We start from the raw sequence: 24,686 nt of genomic DNA on the forward strand, positions 1-24,686 counted from the left end.
GAAGTGTAATATGTAATTAGAAAATTCTTTATATATAGGAGGAGAAATATGGTTTCAACTTTAGTATTAATCGGATTAATTATTGGGATTATCATATATTCGCTTACATATGTGTATGGAAAAAGTATCGCGAATTTTAAAAGAAGTATGATTGTTTTAGGGGGAGGAATTCTACTTTTACTTACTTCTGTCATAATAATCGGTGGATTTGCAGGAATGCCTTTTGGGATAATAAGCATTGGAGTAATATTCATGGCGATTATTTTTTTTATCGTCGGAAAGAATACCTTTTGGAAAAAAACGGCTTGTTTCATTGTGTTGTTATACACCGTTGTCTTTTCAGCATACACGTATTTTAATAAAATTGACTATTGGGTTGTAGACAAAGCGAGCGTAGAAGATCAAGGTCTACTACCATATTTGCATAATATCGAGGGAGATACATCTATAAGAGGTTATAAGCTGTTTAATATCCTTGAAGGAAGCAAAGGGATTTTTCTTACACTTGGCGAGGACATGAGTGGGAACACGATAGAATTAGTGGATGTGGAAAATAATAATGGACGTACAGAAATAAAAATCCGCACTAATTATAATAATTCACCTGAAAAGAATCCTTATATCGTGATTGGCGTAAATAAAGTTGAGCCGGAAATCTTAATTACGGATACAGACGGCACAGTTTATAATGAAATTAATGAATGAAATCAAATGAATAGAAAAAATAAAAAACTCACATAATGTTAAAGGAGCATTTGACCATTTTTGGAACCAAATGGACCTTTTGTTCATAAAATTAGCTAAGCAGGCAATCTCTGATGAAGAAAGTAGGTGGAAAAAGTGGACATCAATAGAGCGAAACAGATCTTATCTTCTCCTGCAGAAATCGAAGTCCAATACAACGGAGTATCCATCTGGATTGATGAGATTAAAGAGGAAGATCAGACGGCCGTTGTGCATTTAGTTGGCGGTATAGAAGAAAGAACAGAAGTAGATATTGCGAGCTTAAAAGAAATGTAAAGGCTTTAGTATAATAATCAATAGAGGAAAAGCCCATGTTGGTCATCGGGCTTTTTTTGTATGAAGATAAAACCGCCTGTTCTAATTAAACGGTGCCTTGCATACATTTTGAAAAAGATTTGTGCTTATAGGAGGAGTTTATGAAAACAGATGTCTATTTAATTAACGGTTTTTTAGGCAGCGGTAAGACGAGCACCCTGTTGAAATGCATGCAATATTTTAAGACGATGAACAAAAAATACGCGATTATCCTTAATGAATTAGGGAATGCCAATTTGGAGCAGCATTTATTTGAAGATGAGTCACTATTTGAGCTGTTAAACGGCTGTGTATGCTGCTCTGTCAAAGATGATTTGCGCACAACTCTAGATGAGGTTGCCGCTTTAGCGCATAATCAAAAAATAGATATAGTGCTTTTAGAAGGAACAGGTGTAGCTAATCCTTCGGAAATAATCGACACCTTTCAAGAGGAGCGTTTTAAGGAACATTTTCGGCTAAAGGAAAGTATATGTGTGGTGGATGGTCTTCGTGTCAGCGAATATACGAGCATCTTTTCTAGCTCGAAGGAAGTAAGGCAGCTTCAGAAAGAGCAGATTGAAAGAGGGAGCCTGCTTATTTTAAATAAAATGGATCAACTAACAGAAAAAGCAGCGATTGAAAAAGCAGAGAAAATAATCCGAAAATATAATAAACAAGCACCGATTATTCATACAGCTTACGGAGATGGCATCACACTTTATTTAGACGGAAATGATACCACCATCCCTTTACCTCAAGAGGAAGAGGGAGGACATCATCACCACCACCATCACCATCACATTAAAGCAGTTAAGCTTCATTTTAACCAAGTGGCATCAAAGCAGGATATATTAACAATGCTAGAACAGTATGAGGATAAGCTGTTTAGAGCAAAAGGAATTGTAAAAATTAAAGAAGACAAAGAATGGTATCATTTTCAGTATGCTTCAGGGCTAATGGAATGGCAAAAGCTAGACAAAAGTCCACATTATGCAGGTGAAATTGTGCTTATTGGCGACAACCTACAAAAAGAAGAGTTACATATATAAACAGGGCATGTCTGCAGGAATAATTCTGCAGACTTTTTTATTAGAAGGAAAGGTAGACATAATGGAAGACTACTTCGCATAGAGTAAAAGATAGAGAGACAAGCTGTGAACAATTATTAAAAGGAGATAGATATGTCCATACCTACTAGTATAAAAGATGTTATCGTATTTGCATTATTCCTATTTTTGATGTATTTATTTTTCTTCGGAGATGTTTCAGCCCTTCCGTTTATGGAGCAATTGCTGTCAGAGGATGTTCAATCTATTTTTATCGTTTTTCTTGCGATTTTTCTTGAGGCACTGCCTTTTCTCTTGCTTGGAGCCATTGCTTCGTCTGTTATCAATATTTATGTATCAGAAGCAATGATTGCAAGAGTTATTCCGAAAAATCCAATCGCCGCTATATTTGTGGGGGTTCTTGTTGCTGTTATCACGCCTGTGTGTGAATGTGCAATTATCCCTGTGGTCCGCAGGCTCATTCAAAAAGGTGTTCCTGTTCATGTCGGAGTCGTATTGCTGATGTGTGCACCGATTTTAAATTTTATTGTATTCGGCAGCACCTTTTACGCATTCAGATTAAATATGCCGATTGTATACGGTAGATTTATCATTTGTGTTTTGGCTGCTGTTATCGTCGGCTTTATCATGCATCATTACTTCTCCAAAAAGAACGTTTTAAAAATGCATAAAGAAGATTTAGTCGGAAATGTTCCTATTAATGAAAATAAAGGTGATTCCAAATGGAAAGGAATACTTCATCATACTAGCTTTGAATTTTTTGCTGTCGCTAAGTATTTCATCATTGGCGCGCTTTTTGCAGCAGTTGCACAAGTCTACTTCCAGGATGCATTATATGGGCTTGCAGGGGAGAATCCGTTTAAGGGAACGGCTGTTATGATGGCTTTAGCTTATATTCTGTCATTATGCTCAGAAGCAGATGCATTTGTGGCAGTATCTTTCGCAAAAACCTTCCAGCCAGAAGCAATTTTAGGCTTCCTTGTTTTTGGACCGATTCTGGATTTCAAAAACACGCTTGTTATGCTCGCATCCTTTCGATTTAAATTTGTACTTGTTTTTATAATCGTTGTCTCGGCAATTGTCTTTACCTTGTCCATTCTCGCAGGGTATTTCCTATAATTGCCGACTGAATATACTGCTGTGATAAAAGGGAGATGCTAATGTTTAAGTAGACTGTCATAAAGGAGGAAAGTTATATGAGGTTGCGGTGGAGTCCGTTGTGGCAGCTTTCGAATGAAATGCAAGGAATTATCATGATCGGTTTTAGTCTTTTGATTTTTAAGCTTTATGCGAAAAATATGATTACTGCCTTTGTTGCGCCAAAGATGGAGCCATATTTGCTTATATCGATGGGAGCATTGTTTTTGCTGGGTTTCTTTCGGCTGTTAAACAGCAATTTAAAAGGCGCTGATTGTGACTGTGATGTATGTGATGAAAATGTGCCCCCGTGGAAGCTTGCGCTAACCTATTGCTTCTTTTTAGCACCGCTTGTGTTGTTTTTTTCGATAAATGATTACTCTCTTCATGATGAAGCGTTGTCCAAGTTAACTGCCCATGATGGAAAAACAACAGAGCTTGCAAGTGGTCCGCAAACAGATGGGGAGGTACAAGCTGTCGTTAATGATAAAAAGCAAATAGAGGTAGGAGACAATAATTATTTCCAGGTAATGGACGTACTGAACAATAAGCTTGAGGATGTGGAGGGAGCATCAATCGTCATTAAGGGGTTTATATATAGGGAGGAAGGCTTCTCTGAAAACGAGGCAGTTATTGCTAGATATGTAATGACACATTGCATTGTGGATTTATCTGTTTACGGGTATATGCTAAACGGGGACTTGCATGCTGCTAAAACAAATGGCTGGTATGAAATCAGAGGGACCGTTATTAAACAAGAAATGGATGGGCAAGTGATGCCGGCAATTCAAGTGGACAGCGTGAAGACAGCAGATCCGCCGAAAGACGAGTATTTATATATGTTCTAGTCTAGCAATCTTGCAAATTCAATTTCTTTCTTATAAGATAATAGTAATTAAATATTTTTTCGGGAGCTTGTGGAATCAGGCTGAGAGGGTGGCTAGAGTCATCGACCGTATGAACCTGTTGGGTAATGCCAGCGTAGGGAGGTGTACATATTATATCGACACTTTGCTTAGGCGAAAGTGTTTTTTCTTTTTTAAGCCTTGTTTGCTAAAAAAACCTCCTTAAGGTTAGACGACTGTATGGGAGGAGTTTTACTAAACATAGGCTTTTTTTTATTGAATACTATCAAAATGGAAAGCAGGGACTAAACATGACAAACGTAAATAATCGAAAAGATGTGGCAGGACTTCTTACAAGGATGAGAGAAAAAGCACCGCTCATCCACAATATCACAAATGTTGTGGTTACGAATTTTACAGCAAATGGTTTGCTTGCAATCGGAGCATCACCTGTGATGGCTTATGCAAAAGAAGAGGTTGGAGAAATGGCCACAGTTGCAGATGCTCTTGTATTAAATATCGGCACATTAACAGCTGATAATGTAGAAAGCATGATTATTGCAGGAAAAGCAGCAAATGCAGCCAACACACCTGTCATCCTTGATCCAGTCGGCGCTGGTGCCACAAGCTTTCGTACAGAAAGTATTCAGCGTATCCTAAATGATGTGAAAATCAGTCTATTAAGGGGAAATGCGGCAGAAGTTTCGAATGTGGCAGGAATGGAAGCGGAAATCAAAGGAGTTGATTCTGTTTCTTCATTAGAAGATCATGCAGTCATTGCTGTTCATGCTGCCAAAAAAATTGGTGTGCCAGTGTGTATTACAGGGGAAAGAGACGTAGTGACAGACGGACAGGAGCTTTATTATGTTGGGAATGGCCATCCTATCATGACAAAGGTAACAGGAGCAGGCTGTCTATTGTCTTCGTGTTTAGCTGCATTTATTGCCGTGGAGGACGATATTGTGCGCGCAAGCGTTGCAGGTCTTGCGGCTTATGGCATTGCTGCTGAAAAAGTAGTCAAAAGCAATCCGGCAATTGGGCCGGGAAGCTTTCAAGCTGCCTTCTTGGACGAGCTTAACAGCATAAGTGAAGAGGATATAAACCAATACAAAAAAATCGAAGGACCACAAGGTGAGTGACATGAAGCGCAATATAGCATTGACGATAGCAGGTTCTGACAGCGGTGGCGGTGCAGGAATACAGGCAGATTTGAAGACGTTTCAGGAGCTGGGTGTTTACGGTATGTCGGCAATTACAGCAGTGACTGCCCAAAATACGTTAGGAGTCGAAGCAGTCTATCCAATCCCGCTTGATGCGATTGAAAAACAGATTGATGCAGTCGCAACAGATATTGGCACAGATGCAGTTAAGACTGGGATGCTCTTTGATAGTAATATTATTGAGCTTGTTGCCGCAAAAATTACTAAGTATAAATGGGATAATGTCGTAGTCGACCCTGTCATGATCGCAAAAGGCGGCGCAAGTCTGTTGCAAAGGGAAGCTATTGCTGCATTAAAACACCAACTTATCCCTTTAGCAACAGTCATTACGCCAAATATTCCAGAGGCTGAGGAGCTGACAGGCTTTTCTATTCATACGATGGAGGAAAAAAAGGAAGCAGCAAGAACCCTCCATAGTTTTGGGGTAAAGCATGTTATTATGAAGGGTGGTCATGGAGAAGGCAATGATTTAGTAGATTTGCTCTATGATGGAAATGACTTTTTTACCCTTGAATCGAAAAGATTAAATACAAAAAACACACACGGAACTGGCTGTACCTTTGCTGCTGCAATGGCAGCAGCATTAGCAAAAGGCATGTCTGTACATAAGTCATTCGAAATCGCCAAAAGATTTGTGTATTTGGCAATAAAGTATGATTTAAACATTGGCAAAGGTCATGGACCGACAAATCATTGGGCATATGCTGAACATGGAACATCAAAAGAAAGCAGAGGTAAGTAAATTGGAAAGATACTCAGCAGAGAAAATCAAACAATTATTAAAGCTATACTTTATTATGGGCAGCAATAACAGTAAGCTGTCTCCTGAAGAGGTGCTGACACAAGCGTTAAAGGGCGGTATTACTATTTTTCAGTACAGGGAAAAAGGGGAAAACGCTTTAAGCGGTAAAGAAAAAATGGAGCTTGGCAAAAGACTTCAGCAGCTTTGTAAGGAGTTCAGTGTTCCATTTATTGTAAATGATGATATTGATTTAGCTCTGGAGCTTGATGCAGATGGTGTTCATATCGGTCAGGACGATGAGACGGCAGAAGCAGTCCGTGCAAAAATCGGAGCTAAAATACTCGGCGTTTCCGCTCACAGCCTTGAAGAAGTAGAATTGGCAGTACGTGCCGGTGCTGATTATGTTGGGATAGGACCAATTTATCACACAAATACAAAAAAAGATGCGAAAGAGGTCAGAGGAACTGCTTTAATAACAGATGTTAGGAGACAAGATGTTACAATTCCAATTGTTGGTATCGGGGGAATAACAGCAGCTAATGCAGCACCAGTATTTCATGCAGGTGGAGATGGTGTTGCTGTAATTTCCGAAATAAGTGGAGCAAATCAGCCGTATGCTAATACGCAAAGCCTTCTTAATGCTTTAAATATAGAAGCTTAAAAAAAATGGGTTTTCAGCAAAAAAATAAGGCAAACACCCAACCAATTAGCCTGATTGAGCATATGATGATTTTGTAAAAGGCAGCAAACCTAAAGAAATAGCTGCTAAAACGAAAATCAGAAAGGGAGATGTTCTATGTACGGTTACGGATATGGTCATGGTGGATATGGATACGGCGGCGGATGTGGCGGCGGATATGGTGGCGGCTTCGCATTGATCGTTGTATTGTTCATACTATTAATAATTGTTGGTGCAACATTTATTTGCTAATAAAAAGAAGAAAAAGCTGGCCAAAACTTGGTCAGCTTTTTTTATGTTAGATTTGTTAACGTTTACTTAAATTTTGGCGGCTTAACTTATTGTCTTACATTAAAATTATAAACAATTGAATAAGAAATCAGCTGCATACATATTGTTAGTAAATCGCTATTTATTAAGGAAATTAGCGGGTGCTTACAAATAATTTAAGTTTTTTGAAAATTAAATTTATAAATCGTATTGACAGAATTTTTAATATAGGTAAAATAAGGTTTATCAAGTGTTAGATTATATGACACTTAGTGTTAGTAATACTACACAAAAGGGGGAAATGGCTAAATGGATAACTTAGAGTTTTTAATGAACAGCTTGTGGACGATGGTTGGTGCAATTTTAGTTATTTTTATGCTTGGCGGATTTATCTTATTGGAAGCAGGGTCCACAAGAATGAAAAACGCTGGTCACATTGCTGGTAAAACGATTTTTACTTTTGGAATATCATCACTCGTTTTCTGGGCAGTCGGCTATGGGTTTATTTTTGGGGGAGATGCTAACTTCTTCGTTGGTATGTCAGACTTCTTCTATTCAGGTGCTCAAATTGCAGATGCCTCCGTACAAACAACTGTATTTTTTGTATTCCAGCTCGCATTTGCAGGAATTTCGTTAACAATAGCACTTGGTGGGTTTGCAGAAAGAGCTAAATTATCAGTTTACTTGATTTTCTCCGTTCTGTTCTCTGCGATTGTATATCCGGTAATTGCCCATTGGATCTGGGGCGGCGGCTGGCTTGCTGAGCATGGGAAGCAGGATTTCGCAGGATCAACGGTTGTGCATTTAACAGGTGCGATGGCAGCATTTGCTGCAACAATTTTACTTAAGCCTCGTATCGGAAAATACAATGCAGATGGATCTGCTAATCCAATCTTTGGTCATAACCAAGTGTATACAGCATTAAGTGTTCTTATTCTTTGGGTCGGCTGGTTTGGATTTAACGCAGGAAGCACAGTTTCTGTAGCAGATGGATTCTTCGGCTTTGTTGCATTAAACACTAACTTAGCTGCAGCTGCAGGTGCGGTTTCTGCGCTATTGATCTCTTGGGTTGTTCTAGGGAAATCAGATATTACTACAATGCTAAACGGGGCATTAGCTGGGCTTGTTGCTATTACAGCATCCTGTGCATTTGTTGATACATGGGGAGCGGTTGTAATCGGATTAGTTGCTGGGATTCTTGTATTCTATAGTGTTCGCTTCTTTGAAAACAGAAAAATTGATGATCCGATTTTCGCTTTGTCTGTTCATGGTACTGCAGGTGTTTGGGGAACATTATCTAACGGCTTGTTCGCAACAAAAGAATTGGCTACTGTTGGTCAGCCGGGTCTTTTCTACGGCGGAGGATTCCACCAGTTGGGAGTTCAGGCGTTAGGTGTTGTAACATGTGCATTGTTCGCATTCGTGGTCAGTTTCGTTATCCTTTATGTCATCAAAAAGGTAAGCGGTCTTCGCGTGACAGAAGAGGAAGAAATCATGGGTCTTGACATCAGTGAGCATGGAACATACGGATATCCAGAGGTGTTCCTGCCAAAGGATGAAACAAAAAGCGTATAAACAAAGATGGTAATGGAAGCCTCACTTTTTATAAGTGAGGCTTCTGCCTTCTGAAAAGAAGAATATGATAATATATAAATAACTATATATGTGCAAGGAAGTGCGTGAATGTGCTCATATAATGGAAAATTATTAGAGTTAAAAACAGAAAAAGAAAACTTCGGTCAATTACACGATTTTACAAATGAATCCTTAAACGACAAACATGATTTTATTATGAAGCAAGTATTTTCTGTCGTGTTTGCTGAATTTAAACAAAAGCATGGCGATCCACCATGTGAGTTCGTTTGGTTCGTGACAGGAAGTGCTGGTAGAAAAGAGCAGGGAATTATAAGTGATCAAGATCATGGTGTAATTTTCGCTATCGATGATCCTGTCGTTCAAGAATACTTTCTTGCACTTGGGTCTGATGTGAGTGATGGGTTGAACACAGTTGGTTATCCTTATTGTGAAGGCAATGTGATGAGCAGTAACCCAGTATGGTGCAAATCCTATATTGGCTGGAAACAGCAAATTGAAAAATGGATGGAAAGAGAAAATTGGGAATCTATTCGTTATTTACAGATTTTTTATGACAGCAGAGGCCTTATTGGCAATGAGGTGCTCGTTCATGAACTCAGAGAGTTAATTCATCAATATCGCCACAAGTATCCATCTTTATTAACGCGTTTTTTAAATAATGTCATGCGCATAAAAAAAGGCGTTGGTATTTTTGGTCAATTTTTTGTGGAGCGCACAGGCGCGCATAGAGGCTCGCTTCATTTTAAAAACACGATGTACTTGCCTTATGTTAATTCGATAAGGCTCCTTTCTATAAAGGAAGGAATTACTGCAACTTCTACTTTAGAAAGAATTGGGATGTTAAGGGAGCTGGGGAAATATGAGGCTTTGATGAAGGAATATGACAGCTGTTTCCGGCGTATCCTTTGTATTCGAATGTCCTCCTTTAAGGATGCTGCTGATTATAGGGATGTCCACTTCCTGAATATTAATAAGCTAACAAAGGATGAACGAATGGAAGTAAAGCATTTGCTCAGAAAAGGCATAAAGCTGTACCAGCAAGTGAAAAGGCTAATTGAAAAAGGGTGTTAATGTGGGAGTAGAGTCTTTTTTTCAATATATGAGAGATTTATATGGCAAAATGAATGCGAATGTTAATCAAGGAACAGGATTAATGAACTCACAGCAGCTTGCATTTATGAGGCAGCTGCAGAAGGATGTCAAGGTTGAGCTTGCCTCACAGCTAACACTTGAGAATATGGAAACGGTGGTTTTCGATATTGAAACGACTGGTTTTTTTCCAGATAAGGGAGATCAAATTATCTCGATAGGTGCTGTTAAGGTAAAGGGATGTGTGATTACAGAGGAGGTATTTTACACATTGGTGCAACATAATGGGCCTATTTCAGAAGAAATCTCCACGTTAACAGGAATATATAAAGAAGATACGGAAAAGGCGCCATTGTTATCTGAGGCACTTATTAGCTTTTTTGAGTTTGCGAAAAATGATACACTTGTTGCCCACCATTCCTCCCATGAAAAGAACTTTATGCAATCCGCCTGCTGGAAGCAATTTAAAACACCGTTCAAGCATCGGATTGTTGATACTGCTTTTCTTTTCAAAATTGTCGAGCCGCACAAATCAATCGTCAGCTTGGAGGATTGGTGCAGCTTAAACGATATACCTGCAGAAAATCGGCATCATGCTCTTGGGGATGCAAGGTTGACGGCTTTGCTTTGGACGCGGTACTTAAAAAAAGCGCAGGAGCTAGGCTGTGTTACATTGCAGGATATTTATGAAAGGCTTGCAAGAAGATAAGCAGACAAACTAATTTTAGAAAAGAGTTGGAAGCAATGCCGAAAAGCGACAGATTACTGTTAAGAAGCTGGAGTCTGGAGGATGCCGACGATCTTTTTGAATATGCCAGCAAGGAGGAAGTCGGTCCAAACGCAGGCTGGATGCCTCATAAATCGGTGGATGAAAGCAAGAAAATCATCCAGATGTTTTTAATCAAAAAGGAAAGCTTTGCGATATATCTGCTTGGGGAAAATAAGGTGATTGGCAGCATTGGCCTTCATCATCATAAATCAGATTACAACAAAAATTCCTTAATGAAAGAGATGGAAATTGGATTTGCGCTACATCCTTCCTATTGGGGTCGTGGAATTGCTCCAGAAGCAGTCGAGCTTATTTTAGAGCATGCTTTTTTAAATTTGGATGCAGATATCATTTGGTGCGGACATTTTGATTTCAACGAAAGATCGAAACGAGTTCAGGAAAAATGCGGCTTTTCTTATAAGTTAACAAAGCAGGAAAAGCTGAAGGTTTTTGGTGGAATGGATGTCACAAGTCTTTATTATGCCATAACGAAGGAAGAGTATATAAATAAAAAAGGGACAGAATTTGTTTAGAAAAAACATCTGTCCCTTTTTGTCTATTCAAGAAAAAAGCCGCTTCCTTTGAAGCGGTAAGTAATTAATTATTGAGAAGGATTATCACAATATATAGATATGTTTTTAAAATAACCATCTATATATTGTTTTTTATACTATCATAATCAATTCAATCATGCAATTATTTGTTAATAAAATACTAAGACAAGCATTTATTTAGGAAAACAAAAGCACAATATAAAATGCAAATATGAGTATGAGCGCAATCGTTAACAGCTTGTTAACCCATGATTTAGGGAATTTTCGTCGCTCCTTCTTTAGGCCGAAGCCAATGGTAGAGATAATATTTACATATAAAACTAGTGTGATAATCGCAAAACCGATGAATTGGGCGATGAAAAGTAAAAGCAAGTAACTCTTACCTTGGAACATGGACGCATCGGGAAAGGATGTTCCGCTAATCAGCTGAATGATTACATCGTTTATTGTCCCAAATAAAGCGAAAAGAATGACGATTGTCGCAAGGATTTTTATAAATTCCAAGTAATAATGAGAAAGTTTGTTCATAGAGTGGTCCTTTTTTGAGAAATTTGTTGAATTCTGTTATTAATTATAGGAGAAAATGTCGAGTGGTGCAATCTGTATTGCGTGTTTCGACACGTTTTGATGGAATAGGCGAAAAAATGCAAATTTTTAAAAAGTTGATAAAACAATCAAAAACTATCAAGTTATGATTTTTTTTGATTGTTTTTGAAAGAAAATGCTTGAAATCTGAAATCGGTTACAGTATTATTAACCTATCGACAACAAACCCAAGATATAAAAAGAAAGGTAGTGGGAAGTTGTTAACACCTGAAAGACATTCACTAATTTTGCACTTATTAAAACAACAAAACATTGTTAAAATACAGGATTTAGTTGATGCAACGGAAACTTCCGAAAGCACAATCAGAAGAGACTTGACTCAATTGGAGCAAGAGGGATTCCTAAAAAGGGTTCACGGGGGAGCAGCCCGGCTCCAAGGGAAAATGAATGAACCAAGCATGGATGAGAAATCAGCCAAAAACCTTCAAGAGAAGAAAATAATCGCTGCTTTCGCTGCGAATCTTGTCGAAGAAGGGGAGAGTATCTATTTAGATGCTGGTTCCACTGTAACGGAAATGATTCCGTTCTTAAAAGATAAAAATATCGTTGTCGTTACAAACGGTCTAATGCATATGAAGGAGCTTATTGCTTCAAATATTCAAACCTACCTGATAGGCGGATATGTTAAGGAAAGAACGAATGCACTTGTTGGAAGGGGTGCACTTCTGAGCCTAAGCCAATATCGCTTCGATAAATGCTTCATGGGAGCTAACGGTGTTCACCCTGAATTTGGGTATACGACTCCTGACCAAGAGGAAGCAATGGTCAAAAGTAAGGCAATTGACCTATCAAGAGAAGCCTTTTTCCTGGCTGATGATAGTAAGTTCTCAGAAGTATATTTTTCAAAGATTGCTGATATTCACGAAGCTTCCATTATTACTAATGAAAATGATGGAGAGACTTTAAATATGTACAGCAAAAAAACTAGTATAAAGGTTGTGACATCATGATTTATACGTTGACATTAAACCCTTCTGTTGACTATATCATAGAACTTAGTGAAGTGAATTTAGGAGAATTGAACAGAACAGAGCATACAAGCAAGTTTGCAGGCGGAAAAGGCATTAATGTTTCCAAAGTTCTGCAAAGGATGGGCGTGGAAAGCAAGGCACTTGGATTTGTTGGTGGATTCACTGGCGACTATATCAAGAATCAGCTGAAGCAAGAAGCAATCCATACAGATTTCGTTCAAGTAGAAGAAGATACAAGAATCAATGTAAAGGTAAAAGCTGCAGATGAAACGGAGCTAAACGCAGCAGGACCTACTATATCTGCAGAGAAACTAGCTGAGCTGAAAGAGAAAATCAGCAAGCTGAATTCAGAAGATCTATTAGTGTTGGCAGGAAGCATCCCATCAACACTTCCAGCTAACACATATGAAGAGCTAGTGAAAATTTGTTCGGAAAACAAGGTTTCCTTTGTGGTTGATGCTGAAGGGGAGCTACTGCAAAAGGTTCTTCCATACAATCCGTTTTTAATTAAGCCAAATCACCATGAGCTTGGAGATTTATTTGATACTACGATTACAAGTGCGGAAGATGTAATACCATACGGAAAAAAACTGCTTGAGCTTGGTGCCCAAAACGTGATTGTTTCCCTTGCAGGTGATGGTGCTGTGTTTATTAATCAGCATGAAACGATCATAAGCACTGTTCCAAAAGGAGAAGTGAAAAGCTCTGTCGGAGCAGGGGATAGCATGGTAGCTGGTTTCCTTGCAAAATATAAGGAGACACAAGACTTGAAGGAAGCATTTAGATACAGCATTGCTTCTGGCAGTGCCACAGCATTCTCTATCGGCCTTTGCACGAAAGAGAAAGTGGAAAGCCTGCTCCCGCAGGTTGTTTTGAAGTAACAGTAAATAGGTGCTTATGTGACAAGTAAGAAGCATAAGCACCGTCATAAAAAAAATAGAAAAAGGGGCGTTACAGATGAGAATTACAGAATTGCTGACGCGCGATACAATCCTTTTGAATATAGAAGGAACACAGAAAATCGAAGCGATTGATCAATTAGTAGCAAAATTGGATGCAGCAGGAAAACTTGCTAATAAAGAGGAATATAAAGCTGCCATTTTAAAAAGAGAAGAGCAAAGCACAACTGGAATTGGTGAAGGAATTGCGATTCCTCATGCGAAAACTAGTGCAGTTAAAAACCCAGCTATCGCTTTTGGCCGGTCTGTAGATGGACTTGACTACGAATCACTTGACGGTCAGCCAGCGCATTTATTCTTTATGATTGCAGCTCCAGATGGTGCAAATAATACGCATCTTGAAGCATTATCAAGACTTTCCACAATCCTATTGAAGGAAGAAGTTAGAGCAAAGCTATTAGCTGCAGCGACAGAACAGGATGTTGTTAACATCATTGATAGCTATGACGAGGAAGAGGAAGAAGAAGAGCAAAATATTGCAGATAAAAAGAATTTCATTGTTGCTGTAACAGCATGCCCAACAGGAATTGCTCATACGTATATGGCAGCAGATTCATTGAAATCTAAAGCAGCCGAGCTAGGTGTCGACATTAAAGTGGAAACAAATGGATCAGGCGGAGCAAAAAACGTATTAACAGCTGAGGAAATTGAGAACGCTACAGCCGTTATTGTTGCAGCAGATACAAAAGTTCAAATGGAGCGCTTTAAAGGAAAGCACGTCATTGAAACACCTGTTGCTGACGGAATTAGAAGACCAGCTGAGCTAATTGACAAAGCTCTTAAACAGGAAGCACCTGTATACCAAGGTGGAAGTGGTGCAAATGCTGATGAGGAAAGCAGCAAAAAAGGCGGAGCAGGTATTTATAAGCACTTAATGAACGGTGTTTCTAACATGCTTCCATTTGTTGTCGGCGGTGGTATCCTAATCGCTATCAGCTTTATGTTCGGTTATAATTCATCTAATCCAGATGACCCAAGTTACAATGCATTTGCAGCAGTCTTGAAGCTAATCGGTGGAGACAACGCATTCTCCTTACTAGTACCAGTTCTTGCTGGATTTATCGCAATGAGTATTGCCGATCGTCCAGGATTTGCACCAGGTATGGTTGCAGGTCTTATGGCAGCAAATGGCGGAGCAGGCTTCTTAGGCGGCTTGATCGCCGGTTTCCTTGCAGGTTACGTTGTTATTGGGATTAAAAAAGCACTTTCAGGATTACCAAGATCATTAGAAGGTATTAAAACAATTCTTCTATTCCCGTTACTAGGTATTTTAGTTACAGGTTTAATCATGAATTATGTTGTAATTGGTCCAGTTGGAGCACTTAATACAGGTATTACAAACTGGTTGTCAGGTCTTGGCACAGCAAACGCAGTAGTGCTTGGTATTATCCTTGGTGCTATGATGGCAATCGACATGGGTGGTCCAATTAATAAATCAGCTTATGTTTTCGGTACAGGTTTAATCGCTAACGGTGTATTTGAGCCGATGGCAGCTATCATGGCAGGTGGTATGGTGCCACCGCTTGCAATCGCATTAGCAACAACACTATTCAGAAATAAATTTACAAAGCAAGAAAAAGATGCTGGTACTACAAACTACATTATGGGTCTTTCCTTTATTACAGAAGGTGCGATTCCATTTGCGGCAGCAGATCCACTTCGTGTTATTCCATCTGTTGCAATCGGTGCAGCTATCACAGGCGGATTGTCCATGTTCTTCCATATCGGTTTAAGAGCACCACACGGCGGTATTTTCGTATTCGGTCTTGTGGATGGCAACTGGTTGCTTTACTTGCTTGCAGTAGTAATCGGCGCAGTTGTAGCAGCAGTTTTACTAGGTATTTTGAAAAAGCCTGTTGCAGAAAAGAAATAAATACTATAAGGAAAGAGGGTCTGCAGACATGATGCAGATCCTCTTTTTGTTCGTATTGTAACACTATTAAAGCAAAAGGAGTGCCAGTTTTAATGGGCATTTCCTTTTGCTTTTATACGGAATAGAACAGCTAATGCTGCAATGGCAGCAACTGCTGCCAGTATATAAAATTGGAAGCTTGGGATTTCCTTGCTTAATACGGCCATTATTGGCGGTCCTGCGGCTACTCCAATGAATCTCATGGAGCTATATAGACTAGTAATGGTGCCTCTTTCTTCCTTTTCAATACCTTCGGTTATAAGGGCATCCAGTGGTGGAAGGCTTGCTCCGATACCAATACCAGATATGGTTAGTACGCCAATGATATACCATAGGTTATCACCAAAGCTCAGCGCAATCGTCCCAATGATGATCAATACAATCCCTGTAAAGGTAATCCATTTCATTAAGTTTTGGTCCTCTTTAATCTTTTTACCTGTTATAAAGGAGGTCAGGCATAAGGCTCCAAGTGGAATAGCCAAGTACATTCCTTTTTTTATGTTTTTGATATGATATTTTTTTTCTAATATGTCTGATAGGTAAAACTGCTCGGCAAAAAGGACAAACATGATAATGACACCAATGAAAAAAATAGCATATAGCCATTTTTTCTCTTTTTTCATCACTTTTCTTGTATGTTGAATAAATACCCTGAATGGGGGCGGTTCACTAGGTCCACCAGGTACCTTAACAAAGATGATGATAAGCAGAATGGAAATAAGGCAAAAGACGGGAATGGCCCAAAACGGCATGAACCAAACAATCCCGGCAATTACCGCCCCAAGAACTGGGCTAAGCACCTTACCAAGTGTGTTGGCCGTTTCAATAATACCTAATGTACTGCTGACTTCTTCTTCTTTTTTGAACATATCCCCAACTAAAGGCAATACAATTGGAAATGCACCTGCTGCCCCTATTCCTTGCAATGCCCTGCCTGCAAGGATAATCCAATAAGAGTTCTGTATTTTCCATGCAGCAAATCCACATATCACACCACCAATTCCGGCGATGATTAAGCTTGGGATAATGACTTTTTTTCTGCCAATATGGTCTGACAGATATCCAGCTACAGGAATCAGCAATATCGCTAAAATACTGTATACGGTAATGATCATACTCACCTTAAAGGATGATATGCCAAGCTGACGCTCAATGTTCGGCAGCACAGGTATTAGCATACTATTGCCAAGTGTCATCACTAAGGGGATTGAAGAAATAGAGAAAATAGACATTTTTGTTACTTTTATTTTTTTGCTTTTATCTGCAGTGCCTTTTTTTGTTTTCTCCTTTTTGTCCTGTTCATCACTAAAACTGAAAAAGCCTTTTTCCTCATTTATGTGATCCATTTAAATTCTCCTTGATTTAAATAGTGCTGACTAATAATAATATGTACGTGAACATTAGCAATTACACTGAGATTTTTAGGAAATAATTAAAATTTCATCCTATTCGGATTGTGCTAAATAACGGTATAATAAAAGGATAAATAAGCATAAGGAGGACAAAATGAAGGGAGAAATTATCACATTAAGCGTTGGTAAGCCAAAAACCTTTGATTGGAACGGCAAGCAAGTTTCCTCAAGCATTGGCAAAACAATTGTGGACGAATGTTTTTTAACATTTGACAGTTTTACAGGGGATGGCGTCGCAAATGAAGATTTTCATGGCGGCAAAGAAAGAGCAGTATGCTTTTATCCTTATGAGCATTATGCTGCTTGGGAAAAGCAATTTAATGTAAAGCTGGAACCGCCTGTGTTTGGAGAAAATATTTGTGGTACTGGCTGGTTAGAAAAAGATACATATATTGGCGATGTTTTTTCAATTGGAGATGCAATTGTTCAAGTAACACAAGGGAGAATTCCGTGTAATACAATCTCTAAATTCAATCATGTCCCTACTTTTTTGAGTCGAATTGTCGAGACTTGCTACACTGGTTATTTCATGAAGGTGTTAAAGGAAGGGAAAATTGAATCTTCGTCCCAGATCGTGCTGCTTGAGCGTAAACAAGAGGATATTTCTGTTTGGGAGGCAACAAAAGTAATGCTGCTTGACCGTAAGAATAAAGCAGAGGTGGAAAGAATGCTGAAGCTTGAGGATTTAGCAGAGGATTGGACAAGCCGCTTCCAAAAGGCATTGCAAAAATAAAAATTCTTTCTTGACAATCTGGTTCATGTCTTTTATGATGGATATAACATAAATATAAGCGATGACGAAGAGTAGTATCTATTGCTGGAAACTTAAGAGAGCTGATGGTTGGTGTGAATCAGTGTTACACAATAGCGAATGGACTTCTGAGCTTCTAAACCGAAATCTTTTTAAAGGCAGTAGGCTTTAGCGAAATGTCTCATCGTTATAAGAGACCGAAATATGCGCCAACGATTTTTGAGTGCATTATTTCTTAGAGTGAGCTTATTAATTAAGCTAATGAAGGTGGCACCACGGGTTTCTCGTCCTTTTTTATAGGAGAGAAGCCCTTTTTGTGTTCTTTTTTAATAAACATTTTCATAATAAAATCAATGATTAAGAGTAGTAAGCTAATATGTCTGGTGTAGAGAGTCGGTGGCTGGTGAAAACCGATCCAGAGGATTAGCTGAATGGACTTAAGAGTGCTGGTCTGAAACTTTAGTAGGGCTCGCCGGTTTCCACCGTTAAAAGGATAGAATATTATTGTATTCGAAAAGAGAGAGTGTTTACACTCTAACTGAGGTGGTACCGCGGTTTTTTTAATCGTCCTCTACTATGCATTGCTTAATTGCAGTCATAGTAGGGGACTTTTTTATTGCAAACAAACGCCTAATGATATGGAGGAGACGAAATGAAAACGACAGGGAGCCAAATGGTGATCATTGAAAAATTGGAAGGTGATACGTTAACACCAATCAGCATTTACCAAAAATTAAAAGGGGCAAAGAAATTTCTTCTGGAAAGCTCTTTGAAACATGAAGCATCTGGAAGATATTCTATTATTGGCAGTGACCCTGTGTTTGAGTTGATTGGCAATGGAGCTAAAACAACACTTGTAAAAGCAGGCAGTACAGAACTTCTTGAGGAAAAAGCATTAGAGCTTGTAAAAAAACTGCTTCCAATTAAAGATATCGATTTGCCATTTGGACTTCCAATCAATGCTGGAGCGGTCGGATATGTTGGCTATGATAATATTAGGCAATACGAAAATATTGGACCAGAAGCAAGGGATGAACTGCAGCTGCCTGACGTGCATTTAATGTTTTTTGAAGATTTTGTGATTTTTGACCATTTAGAACAATCAGTATACTTAGTGGCGTCTCCTCTTTGTGAGTCAACAACAGAAGCAAGTCTTAAAGCAAGGCTTGAAAAAAGAAAGCAGGAAATTGAAGCATCGTACACAGAAGTGACAGAAGATGTTCACATATCCACCTTTAAAGCGTCCGTTACAAAAGATGAATTTGTCGAAAAGGTTAAAAAGGCTAAGGAATACATCACAGAAGGTGACATATTCCAAGTCGTCCCATCCCAACGGATGTCAGCAGACTTTAAAGGCTCAAGCTTTTCCTACTATAGAAAGCTGCGTGTGAAAAACCAATCACCATACATGTATTATCTTGATTTTGTAGATTACGCAATTGTTGGAAGCTCGCCAGAAAGCTTAATTAAAGCGACTGATGGAACGGTTATCACAAATCCGATTGCCGGAACAAGACCGCGCGGAAAAAGCCTTGAAGAGGATCAAGCACTTGAAGCAGACTTGCTTCAGGATGAGAAGGAATTGGCTGAACATAAAATGCTAGTCGACCTTGCCAGAAATGATGTCGGAAAGGTCAGCCAGTTTGGAAGCATTAATATTGATAAATACATGAAGGTCGAAAAATACAAGCATGTCATGCATATCGTGTCAGAGGTTAGCGGGCAAATCAAGGCTGGTCAGTCAAGTGTTGATGCCCTTGTATCATGTCTTCCGGCAGGAACGGTCTCAGGAGCTCCAAAAATTAGAGCAATGCAAATCATCAATGAGCTTGAAGGAGTCAAAAGGGGAATTTATTCCGGAGCAGTCGGTTATTTCTCGCAAAATGGAAATATGGATTTTGCTCTCGCTATCAGGACGATGGTTATTAAGGATAATAAAGCCTATATACAAGCAGGTGCAGGTATCGTACATGATTCAGTGCCTGAAAAAGAATATGACGAAACCATTCATAAACTAAAAGTATTCTTGGAGGGACTTTCATGATTTTATTAATTGATAATTATGATTCATTTACGTATAACCTGTATCAATATTTAGGAGAATTAGGCGAAGAAGTAAAAGTCGTACGAAATGACGAGCTAACAATAGAAGACATAAGGGCAATGGCTCCAAGGAGTATCGTCCTTTCTCCAGGTCCTGGCCGTCCAGAAAATGCAGGCATTTTAATAGAAGTGATTAAGAATTTGTATCAGGAATTTCCGATTTTAGGAATTTGCCTTGGCCATCAAGGAATTGGCTATGCATTCGGTGCAGAGGTGAAAAAAGCAGACAATATCATGCATGGAAAAACCTCTTACTTAACTAATGTTCATACAAACACCATTTTTACAGAGCTTGCAGAGCCGATTGAAGTGATGCGCTATCATTCCCTTGTTATAAATAAAGACACACTACCAAGTGATTTTGAAATTTTGGCTGTGTCCAATGATGATCAAGAAATCATGGCAATAAAACATAAACACCATCCACTTTACGGATTTCAGTTTCATCCTGAATCAATAGGAACAGATACAGGAAAGCAGCTGCTAGCGAACTTTATTAAAGAAACAAGAAAGGGTGTATTGAAATGAAGCATTATTTACAAAGGGTAATGAATCGAGAGTCGCTGACAGAAGCAGAAATGCTTGAGGTATCCAGAACATTTTTCACCAATAGTGTTACAGACAGTGAACTTGCTGCCTTTATAACAGCGTTGAAGCTTAAAGGAGAAAGTGTTGATGAAATTGTCGGTTTAGTGAAAGCTGTAAGGGAGCAAACTCTGAAATTCAGTCATGTTGCTGGCTGTATTGACAATTGCGGAACTGGCGGAGATGGTTCACACAGCTTTAACATCAGCTCCACATCTGCTTTCGTCCTAGCAGGTGCAGGCATTCCAGTTGCGAAGCATGGCAACAGAAGTGTTTCAAGTAAAACGGGAAGCGCAGATGTACTGGAACACTTAGGAATACATTTAAATGTAACTCCAGAGCAAAATGAGCAGCAGCTGAAGGAAATCGGGATTACCTTCTTGTTCGCACAGCATGTCCAGCCGAAAATGGGCAGAATCATGAAGGTAAGAAGAGAGCTCGGTATTCCAACTATCTTTAATTTAATTGGTCCACTTACAAACCCGATTGAATTAGAAACACAGGTGCTTGGTATTTATCGAAGAGACTTTACAGAGCTGTTCGCTGAAAGCTTAAAGCGATTAGGACGAAAAAGAGCGGTTGTTTTAAATGGCGCTGGCGGCATGGATGAAGCGTCCCTTCAAGGAGACAATGAACTGGTCATCTTAGAAGACGGCAACATCAGAAAAATAAATCTCCACCCAGAAGAGGTTAACCTGTCTGTTTACAGCAATGAAGCGATTCGTGGCGGCGATGCAAAGGAAAACGCAGACATCTTATTGAATGTATTAAAGGGAGAAAAAGGGGCCTATAAGGATACTGTGCTATTAAATGCAGGTATCGGCATTTATGCAGCAGGGAAAGCAGACAATATTGAAGGTGGGATAGAGCTTGCCAGAAACAGCATTGAAAGTGGCGCAGCTTTATCTAAACTAGAGCAGTTAGTAGCAAACAGTTCATTGTATGAGAAAGCAGGGATATGAGATGGCAACTATTTTAGATAAAATCATCGCAAAAAAGGCAGATGTAGTAGAAGATTTAAAACAACAACAAGCGGTACTGCAAAACAGCCCCTTAATTCCAAAAAAATCTTTTATTGAAAAATTAGCAAATGCAGATCAGCTGGCTATTATTGCTGAATTCAAACGAGCCTCACCTTCAAAAGGGGATATTAATATCGGACTTGATCCAAAAGACCAAGGCTTAAAATATGCTCAGTATGGTGCAGACGGGATGTCTGTTTTGACAGACGGACCTTTCTTTAAGGGCAGCTATGAGGATTTAGAAAGAGTCAGCAGTGCTGTATCGATTCCCGTTTTGTGTAAAGATTTCATCATTGACGAAATTCAAATTGACTTTGCAAAGCATCATGGTGCAAGTCTTGTGCTGTTAATTGTAGCAGCCCTTGATGATGATAAGCTCCACTCGCTGTATGAGTATGCTGTAGCAAAGGACTTGGAGGTGCTGATGGAAGTCCATAATGAAGAGGAGCTTGAGAGAGCTCTGCAAACAGACTGCAGCTTAATTGGCGTCAACAACAGAGACTTAAAAACCTTTAACGTTTCCTTGGAAGTGACCGAACGACTTGCCCCAGCGATTAAAGCAGCAGGCAAGTATTTAGTCAGCGAAAGCGGGATTGCGACACAAGCAGATATTGACAGAGTTGTTGCAGCAGGGGCGAATGCTATTCTTGTTGGAGAAACGTTTATGAAAGCATCTAATTTACGGGAAACATTAACGAGCATGAAAGTTAAGCTGTGAGGAAGTGAAAACATGAATGTTAAAATATGCGGAATAAGAGCAGAAGAAGAAGCGCTTTGTGCCGTACAAAACGGTGCAAAGGCAATCGGATTTGTGTTTGCAGACAGCAAGCGGAAAATTGATCCTAAAAATGCCAGAGCCATTATCGACAAGCTTCCTGAAGATGTTTGGAAGGTTGGTGTGTTTGTAAATGAAACAAAGGAAAGAATCGAAGAAATCGTCCGAATTTCAGGCATCAATGTAATTCAGCTGCACGGAGATGAATCAAGTGAATTCGCAGCATCCTTCCAACTACCAGTGATTAAGGCGTTTAGCATAAAAGGAGCAGAAGACTTAGCAGCAATCGCCGATTTCCAGTCCGATTATATTCTGTTAGATAGTGCGCGTGAACGTTACTTTGGCGGAAATGGCAAAGTATTTGACTGGAATATCGTGAAGGATTATGACTTTAAGGGAAAAAAAGTCATTCTTGCAGGTGGCTTAAACAAGGAAAATGTTCGTTCAGCAAGCAATATGGTTAACCCATTTATGCTTGATGTATCAAGTGGTGTCGAAACAGACGGGAAAAAGGATTTACGGAAGATCGAGTCATTTTTAGGAGAAGCGATTCCTACATACTAAATAAGGAGGCAGCACATCATGACAGTAAACTATTCATTTCCAGACAAAACAGGACATTTCGGAATCTACGGGGGAAGATATGTTCCAGAAACATTGATGACAGCAGTAGTTGAGCTAGAAAATGCCTATATCGAGGCAAAAAAGGACCCAGCCTTTCAAGAGGAATTAGACTATTTATTGAAGGACTATGTTGGCAGAGAAACACCGCTTTATTATGCAAAAAGACTAACGAAGCATTTAAACGGTGCGAAAATTTACTTGAAAAGAGAAGATTTAAATCACACAGGTGCACATAAAATCAACAACGCAATTGGCCAGGCCCTACTGGCAAAAAGAATGGGCAAAACAAAGGTAGTTGCCGAAACTGGAGCTGGTCAGCACGGAGTTGCTACAGCGACAGCTTGTGCATTACTTGGATTAGAATGCACGATCTTTATGGGCGAAGAGGATATCAGAAGGCAAAAGCTGAACGTATTCCGAATGGAAATGCTTGGTGCAAAGGTGGAAAGTGTTACCTCAGGAAGTGCTACCTTGAAGGATGCATGTAATGAGGCATTACGCTACTGGGTGACAAATGTGATGGATACACACTATATTCTTGGTTCTGTTATGGGACCACATCCATTTCCAATGATGGTTCGCGATTTCCAAAGTGTGATCGGAACAGAGACGAAGGCACAGTTCCTTGAAAAGGAAGGAAGATTACCAGAAGCAGTCATTGCTTGTATCGGCGGCGGCAGCAATGCAATGGGAATGTTCTATCCATTCATTAAGGACGAGGAAGTAGCTCTTTATGGCGTCGAAGCATCAGGACACGGTCTGCATACAGATAAACATGCTGCATCATTAACAAAAGGGAAACCGGGCGTATTGCATGGCTCCTATATGTACCTGTTACAGGATGAAGATGGACAAATTCAAGAGGCACATAGCATTTCCGCTGGCCTTGATTATCCTGGAGTTGGTCCAGAGCACAGCTATTTAAACGATATTGGCAGAGTGAACTATGAATCAGTTACAGATGATGAAGCTTTTGAAGCATTGCAGCTGCTATGTCGTCTTGAAGGAATTATTCCTGCATTAGAAAGCTCTCATGCAATCGCCTATTGCTTAAAGCATGCTCCAAAAATGAAAGAGTCAGAAGCGATTGTTGTTTGTCTATCAGGTAGAGGAGATAAGGATGTTAATACAGTAATGGAAAGAATGGGAGTGACTAGTAATGACGACAATTGCTGAACGTTTTGACGAAGTGAAAAGAAATGGCGACAAAGCCTTTGTTCCATATATTATGGCAGGCGACGGTGGCTTGGAAACATTAGAGGAAAAAATTAAATTTCTTGAAAATGCCGGAGCAACAGCAATTGAGCTTGGCATCCCATTTTCCGACCCTGTTGCAGATGGACCAATCATCCAAGCTGCCGGAATTCGTGCACTTCAAGCAGGAACAACATTAAAAAAAGTATTTGATACTTTAGCCTCCTTTCGTGAGACGACAACAATTCCGATTGTTTTTATGACCTATTTAAATCCAATTTTGGCTTATGGCATCGAGGCATTTTTTGCATCATGTGAGAAATCTGGCGTAAACGGATTAATTGTCCCTGATATGCCGATTGAAGAAGAGGGATTACTACTGTCCTCTGCCCAAAAGCATCAAGTCGAAATTATTCGCCTCGTCACATTGACTAGTTCAATTGATAGAATTGCGGAGATTGCCAAAAAAGGAAACGGTTTTTTATATGCGGTTACTGTAACAGGAATAACTGGCTCGCGCACAGTATTCCAATCGCAATTAGGTGAACATTTGCATAAGGTGAAAGAAGTAAGTCCCATTCCTGTATTGGCAGGCTTCGGCATCTCCACACCTGAGCATGTTAAGGAAATGACTAAGCATTGTGATGGCGTTATTGTCGGCAGCAAAATTGTCGAGCTGTTTCATAGCAATGAATTAGATGAAATCAAAAGCTTAATAGCAGCAAGCAAGAAGGTATCCGTTTAGGATTATCCTCTGCAATTTTTA

At 39.4% G+C, this 24,686-nt stretch carries 25 protein-coding genes, 1 pseudogene, 1 riboswitch and 2 other annotated features; of the genes and pseudogenes, 24 read left to right on the forward strand and 2 right to left on the reverse strand.

All coding sequences use genetic code 11. The features are described 5' to 3' along the window. The first annotated feature begins 48 nt into the window (after positions 1-48). From EM808_RS09165 to EM808_RS09225, 13 genes and pseudogenes are all read left to right on the forward strand, one after another. Positions 49-705, forward strand: coding sequence for a hypothetical protein (locus EM808_RS09165; RefSeq protein ID WP_127737860.1), 657 nt, complete (start codon positions 49-51; stop codon positions 703-705). 135 nt (positions 706-840) lie between these two features. After that, positions 841-1,020 (forward strand): H-type small acid-soluble spore protein, encoded by a 180-nt coding sequence (locus tag EM808_RS09170; protein ID WP_127737861.1) that lies wholly within the window; start codon positions 841-843, stop codon positions 1,018-1,020. 140 nt (positions 1,021-1,160) lie between these two features. Beyond that, positions 1,161-2,087, forward strand: coding sequence for a CobW family GTP-binding protein (locus EM808_RS09175; RefSeq protein ID WP_127737862.1), 927 nt, complete (start codon positions 1,161-1,163; stop codon positions 2,085-2,087). 132 nt (positions 2,088-2,219) lie between these two features. Further along, positions 2,220-3,224: a permease gene (locus EM808_RS09180; RefSeq protein ID WP_127737863.1), complete on the forward strand. Its 1,005-nt coding sequence runs from the start codon at positions 2,220-2,222 to the stop codon at positions 3,222-3,224. A gap of 77 nt (positions 3,225-3,301) precedes the next feature. Beyond that, positions 3,302-4,090, forward strand: a complete 789-nt coding sequence (locus EM808_RS09185) for a TIGR03943 family putative permease subunit (protein WP_127737864.1) — start codon at positions 3,302-3,304, stop codon at positions 4,088-4,090. A gap of 49 nt (positions 4,091-4,139) precedes the next feature. Next, a riboswitch (TPP riboswitch) is annotated at positions 4,140-4,247 on the forward strand. Between the two features lie 151 nt (positions 4,248-4,398). Then, positions 4,399-5,226 (forward strand): hydroxyethylthiazole kinase, encoded by an 828-nt coding sequence (gene thiM / locus EM808_RS09190; RefSeq protein ID WP_127737865.1) that lies wholly within the window; start codon positions 4,399-4,401, stop codon positions 5,224-5,226. Position 5,227: 1 nt separating this feature from the next. After that, positions 5,228-6,049, forward strand: a complete 822-nt coding sequence (thiD, locus tag EM808_RS09195) for a bifunctional hydroxymethylpyrimidine kinase/phosphomethylpyrimidine kinase (RefSeq protein WP_127737866.1) — start codon at positions 5,228-5,230, stop codon at positions 6,047-6,049. A gap of 1 nt (position 6,050) precedes the next feature. Then, positions 6,051-6,710 carry a thiamine phosphate synthase gene (gene thiE, locus EM808_RS09200; RefSeq protein WP_127737942.1) on the forward strand — a complete coding sequence of 220 codons (660 nt, stop codon included), beginning with the start codon at positions 6,051-6,053 and terminating at the stop codon, positions 6,708-6,710. A 189-nt stretch (positions 6,711-6,899) separates the two neighbouring features. Next, positions 6,900-6,980, forward strand: a pseudogene (locus EM808_RS29650) (YjcZ family sporulation protein); the annotation flags it as partial. Positions 6,981-7,307: 327 nt separating this feature from the next. Beyond that, the gene (locus EM808_RS09210; protein ID WP_127737868.1) at positions 7,308-8,573 is read left to right on the forward strand and encodes an ammonium transporter; all 1,266 of its coding nucleotides are present in this window, start codon (positions 7,308-7,310) and stop codon (positions 8,571-8,573) included. A gap of 108 nt (positions 8,574-8,681) precedes the next feature. Further along, the gene (locus EM808_RS09215; protein ID WP_127737869.1) at positions 8,682-9,665 is read left to right on the forward strand and encodes a DUF294 nucleotidyltransferase-like domain-containing protein; all 984 of its coding nucleotides are present in this window, start codon (positions 8,682-8,684) and stop codon (positions 9,663-9,665) included. Position 9,666: 1 nt separating this feature from the next. Next, positions 9,667-10,392: an exonuclease domain-containing protein gene (locus EM808_RS09220; RefSeq protein ID WP_127737870.1), complete on the forward strand. Its 726-nt coding sequence runs from the start codon at positions 9,667-9,669 to the stop codon at positions 10,390-10,392. A gap of 35 nt (positions 10,393-10,427) precedes the next feature. Then, entirely contained in the window at positions 10,428-10,985 is a 558-nt protein-coding gene (locus EM808_RS09225) for a GNAT family N-acetyltransferase (RefSeq protein ID WP_205685839.1), read from the forward strand. Between the two features lie 198 nt (positions 10,986-11,183). Here the strand turns inward: EM808_RS09225 and EM808_RS09230 are convergent, their stop codons facing one another. After that, positions 11,184-11,534, reverse strand: a complete 351-nt coding sequence (locus EM808_RS09230) for a hypothetical protein (RefSeq protein ID WP_127737872.1) — start codon at positions 11,532-11,534, stop codon at positions 11,184-11,186. A gap of 275 nt (positions 11,535-11,809) precedes the next feature. On the opposite strand from EM808_RS09230, the gene EM808_RS09235 reads away from it, so the two are divergent. The 3 genes from EM808_RS09235 (at position 11,810) to EM808_RS09245 (ending at position 15,415) form a co-directional block, all read left to right on the forward strand. Next, positions 11,810-12,562, forward strand: coding sequence for a DeoR/GlpR family DNA-binding transcription regulator (locus EM808_RS09235; RefSeq protein ID WP_127737943.1), 753 nt, complete (start codon positions 11,810-11,812; stop codon positions 12,560-12,562). Continuing rightward, positions 12,559-13,464, forward strand: coding sequence for a 1-phosphofructokinase (gene pfkB, locus EM808_RS09240; protein WP_127737873.1), 906 nt, complete (start codon positions 12,559-12,561; stop codon positions 13,462-13,464). Before EM808_RS09235 ends, pfkB begins: the two co-directional genes overlap by 4 nt. 76 nt (positions 13,465-13,540) lie before the next feature. After that, the gene (locus tag EM808_RS09245; protein WP_127737874.1) at positions 13,541-15,415 is read left to right on the forward strand and encodes a PTS fructose transporter subunit IIABC; all 1,875 of its coding nucleotides are present in this window, start codon (positions 13,541-13,543) and stop codon (positions 15,413-15,415) included. Between the two features lie 89 nt (positions 15,416-15,504). Here EM808_RS09245 and EM808_RS09250 read toward each other — a convergent pair whose 3' ends face one another. Then, a complete protein-coding gene (locus tag EM808_RS09250) occupies positions 15,505-16,800 on the reverse strand; it encodes an MFS transporter (protein WP_127737875.1) in 1,296 nt (431 codons plus the stop codon). Between the two features lie 160 nt (positions 16,801-16,960). Between EM808_RS09250 and EM808_RS09255 the strand changes: the two genes are divergently transcribed. The 8 genes from EM808_RS09255 to trpA all read left to right on the forward strand — a co-directional run bounded on the left by EM808_RS09255 (position 16,961) and on the right by trpA (position 24,665). After that, complete coding sequence (locus EM808_RS09255; protein ID WP_127737876.1) at positions 16,961-17,599, forward strand: MOSC domain-containing protein; 639 nt, start codon at positions 16,961-16,963, stop codon at positions 17,597-17,599. Positions 17,600-17,651: 52 nt separating this feature from the next. Continuing rightward, positions 17,652-17,912, forward strand: a binding site (T-box leader). A gap of 49 nt (positions 17,913-17,961) precedes the next feature. Beyond that, positions 17,962-18,192, forward strand: a binding site (T-box leader). 77 nt (positions 18,193-18,269) lie between these two features. Beyond that, a complete protein-coding gene (gene trpE / locus EM808_RS09260; protein ID WP_225314687.1) occupies positions 18,270-19,661 on the forward strand; it encodes an anthranilate synthase component I in 1,392 nt (463 codons plus the stop codon). Beyond that, positions 19,658-20,248 (forward strand): anthranilate synthase component II, encoded by a 591-nt coding sequence (locus EM808_RS09265; protein ID WP_127737877.1) that lies wholly within the window; start codon positions 19,658-19,660, stop codon positions 20,246-20,248. Before trpE ends, EM808_RS09265 begins: the two co-directional genes overlap by 4 nt. Continuing rightward, positions 20,245-21,267, forward strand: coding sequence for an anthranilate phosphoribosyltransferase (gene trpD / locus EM808_RS09270; protein ID WP_127737878.1), 1,023 nt, complete (start codon positions 20,245-20,247; stop codon positions 21,265-21,267). The genes EM808_RS09265 and trpD overlap by 4 nt, the downstream gene beginning before the upstream one ends. Position 21,268: 1 nt before the next feature. Continuing rightward, a complete protein-coding gene (trpC, locus tag EM808_RS09275; RefSeq protein WP_127737879.1) occupies positions 21,269-22,045 on the forward strand; it encodes an indole-3-glycerol phosphate synthase TrpC in 777 nt (258 codons plus the stop codon). Positions 22,046-22,057: 12 nt separating this feature from the next. Then, complete coding sequence (locus EM808_RS09280; protein ID WP_127737880.1) at positions 22,058-22,666, forward strand: phosphoribosylanthranilate isomerase; 609 nt, start codon at positions 22,058-22,060, stop codon at positions 22,664-22,666. Between the two features lie 18 nt (positions 22,667-22,684). Beyond that, positions 22,685-23,902 (forward strand): tryptophan synthase subunit beta, encoded by a 1,218-nt coding sequence (gene trpB / locus EM808_RS09285; protein ID WP_127737881.1) that lies wholly within the window; start codon positions 22,685-22,687, stop codon positions 23,900-23,902. Next, positions 23,886-24,665 (forward strand): tryptophan synthase subunit alpha, encoded by a 780-nt coding sequence (gene trpA, locus EM808_RS09290; RefSeq protein ID WP_127737882.1) that lies wholly within the window; start codon positions 23,886-23,888, stop codon positions 24,663-24,665. The genes trpB and trpA overlap by 17 nt, the downstream gene beginning before the upstream one ends. Positions 24,666-24,686 lie beyond the last annotated feature (21 nt).

The organism is Niallia taxi (genome assembly GCF_004005475.1).
GTDB lineage: Bacteria > Bacillota > Bacilli > Bacillales > Cytobacillaceae > Niallia > Niallia taxi.

What these genes read in the sequence shown, in the direction of transcription:
- EM808_RS09185 (WP_127737864.1), top strand. Translation starts at nt 3,302, where the DNA reads ATGAGGTTGCGGTGGAGTCCGTTGTGGCAGCTTTCGAATGAAATGCAA.
- trpE (WP_225314687.1), top strand. Translation starts at nt 18,270, where the DNA reads ATGAAAACGACAGGGAGCCAAATGGTGATCATTGAAAAATTGGAAGGT.
- trpD (WP_127737878.1), top strand. Translation starts at nt 20,245, where the DNA reads ATGAAGCATTATTTACAAAGGGTAATGAATCGAGAGTCGCTGACAGAA.
- EM808_RS09215 (WP_127737869.1), top strand. Translation starts at nt 8,682, where the DNA reads ATGTGCTCATATAATGGAAAATTATTAGAGTTAAAAACAGAAAAAGAA.
- EM808_RS09175 (WP_127737862.1), top strand. Translation starts at nt 1,161, where the DNA reads ATGAAAACAGATGTCTATTTAATTAACGGTTTTTTAGGCAGCGGTAAG.
- EM808_RS09255 (WP_127737876.1), top strand. Translation starts at nt 16,961, where the DNA reads ATGAAGGGAGAAATTATCACATTAAGCGTTGGTAAGCCAAAAACCTTT.
- trpC (WP_127737879.1), top strand. Translation starts at nt 21,269, where the DNA reads ATGGCAACTATTTTAGATAAAATCATCGCAAAAAAGGCAGATGTAGTA.
- EM808_RS09210 (WP_127737868.1), top strand. Translation starts at nt 7,308, where the DNA reads ATGGATAACTTAGAGTTTTTAATGAACAGCTTGTGGACGATGGTTGGT.
- EM808_RS09245 (WP_127737874.1), top strand. Translation starts at nt 13,541, where the DNA reads ATGAGAATTACAGAATTGCTGACGCGCGATACAATCCTTTTGAATATA.
- EM808_RS09230 (WP_127737872.1), bottom strand. Translation starts at nt 11,534, where the DNA reads ATGAACAAACTTTCTCATTATTACTTGGAATTTATAAAAATCCTTGCG.
- EM808_RS09280 (WP_127737880.1), top strand. Translation starts at nt 22,058, where the DNA reads ATGAATGTTAAAATATGCGGAATAAGAGCAGAAGAAGAAGCGCTTTGT.
- EM808_RS09265 (WP_127737877.1), top strand. Translation starts at nt 19,658, where the DNA reads ATGATTTTATTAATTGATAATTATGATTCATTTACGTATAACCTGTAT.
- trpB (WP_127737881.1), top strand. Translation starts at nt 22,685, where the DNA reads ATGACAGTAAACTATTCATTTCCAGACAAAACAGGACATTTCGGAATC.
- thiD (WP_127737866.1), top strand. Translation starts at nt 5,228, where the DNA reads ATGAAGCGCAATATAGCATTGACGATAGCAGGTTCTGACAGCGGTGGC.
- thiM (WP_127737865.1), top strand. Translation starts at nt 4,399, where the DNA reads ATGACAAACGTAAATAATCGAAAAGATGTGGCAGGACTTCTTACAAGG.
- EM808_RS09180 (WP_127737863.1), top strand. Translation starts at nt 2,220, where the DNA reads ATGTCCATACCTACTAGTATAAAAGATGTTATCGTATTTGCATTATTC.
- EM808_RS09165 (WP_127737860.1), top strand. Translation starts at nt 49, where the DNA reads ATGGTTTCAACTTTAGTATTAATCGGATTAATTATTGGGATTATCATA.
- EM808_RS09250 (WP_127737875.1), bottom strand. Translation starts at nt 16,800, where the DNA reads ATGGATCACATAAATGAGGAAAAAGGCTTTTTCAGTTTTAGTGATGAA.
- trpA (WP_127737882.1), top strand. Translation starts at nt 23,886, where the DNA reads ATGACGACAATTGCTGAACGTTTTGACGAAGTGAAAAGAAATGGCGAC.
- pfkB (WP_127737873.1), top strand. Translation starts at nt 12,559, where the DNA reads ATGATTTATACGTTGACATTAAACCCTTCTGTTGACTATATCATAGAA.
- EM808_RS09225 (WP_205685839.1), top strand. Translation starts at nt 10,428, where the DNA reads ATGCCGAAAAGCGACAGATTACTGTTAAGAAGCTGGAGTCTGGAGGAT.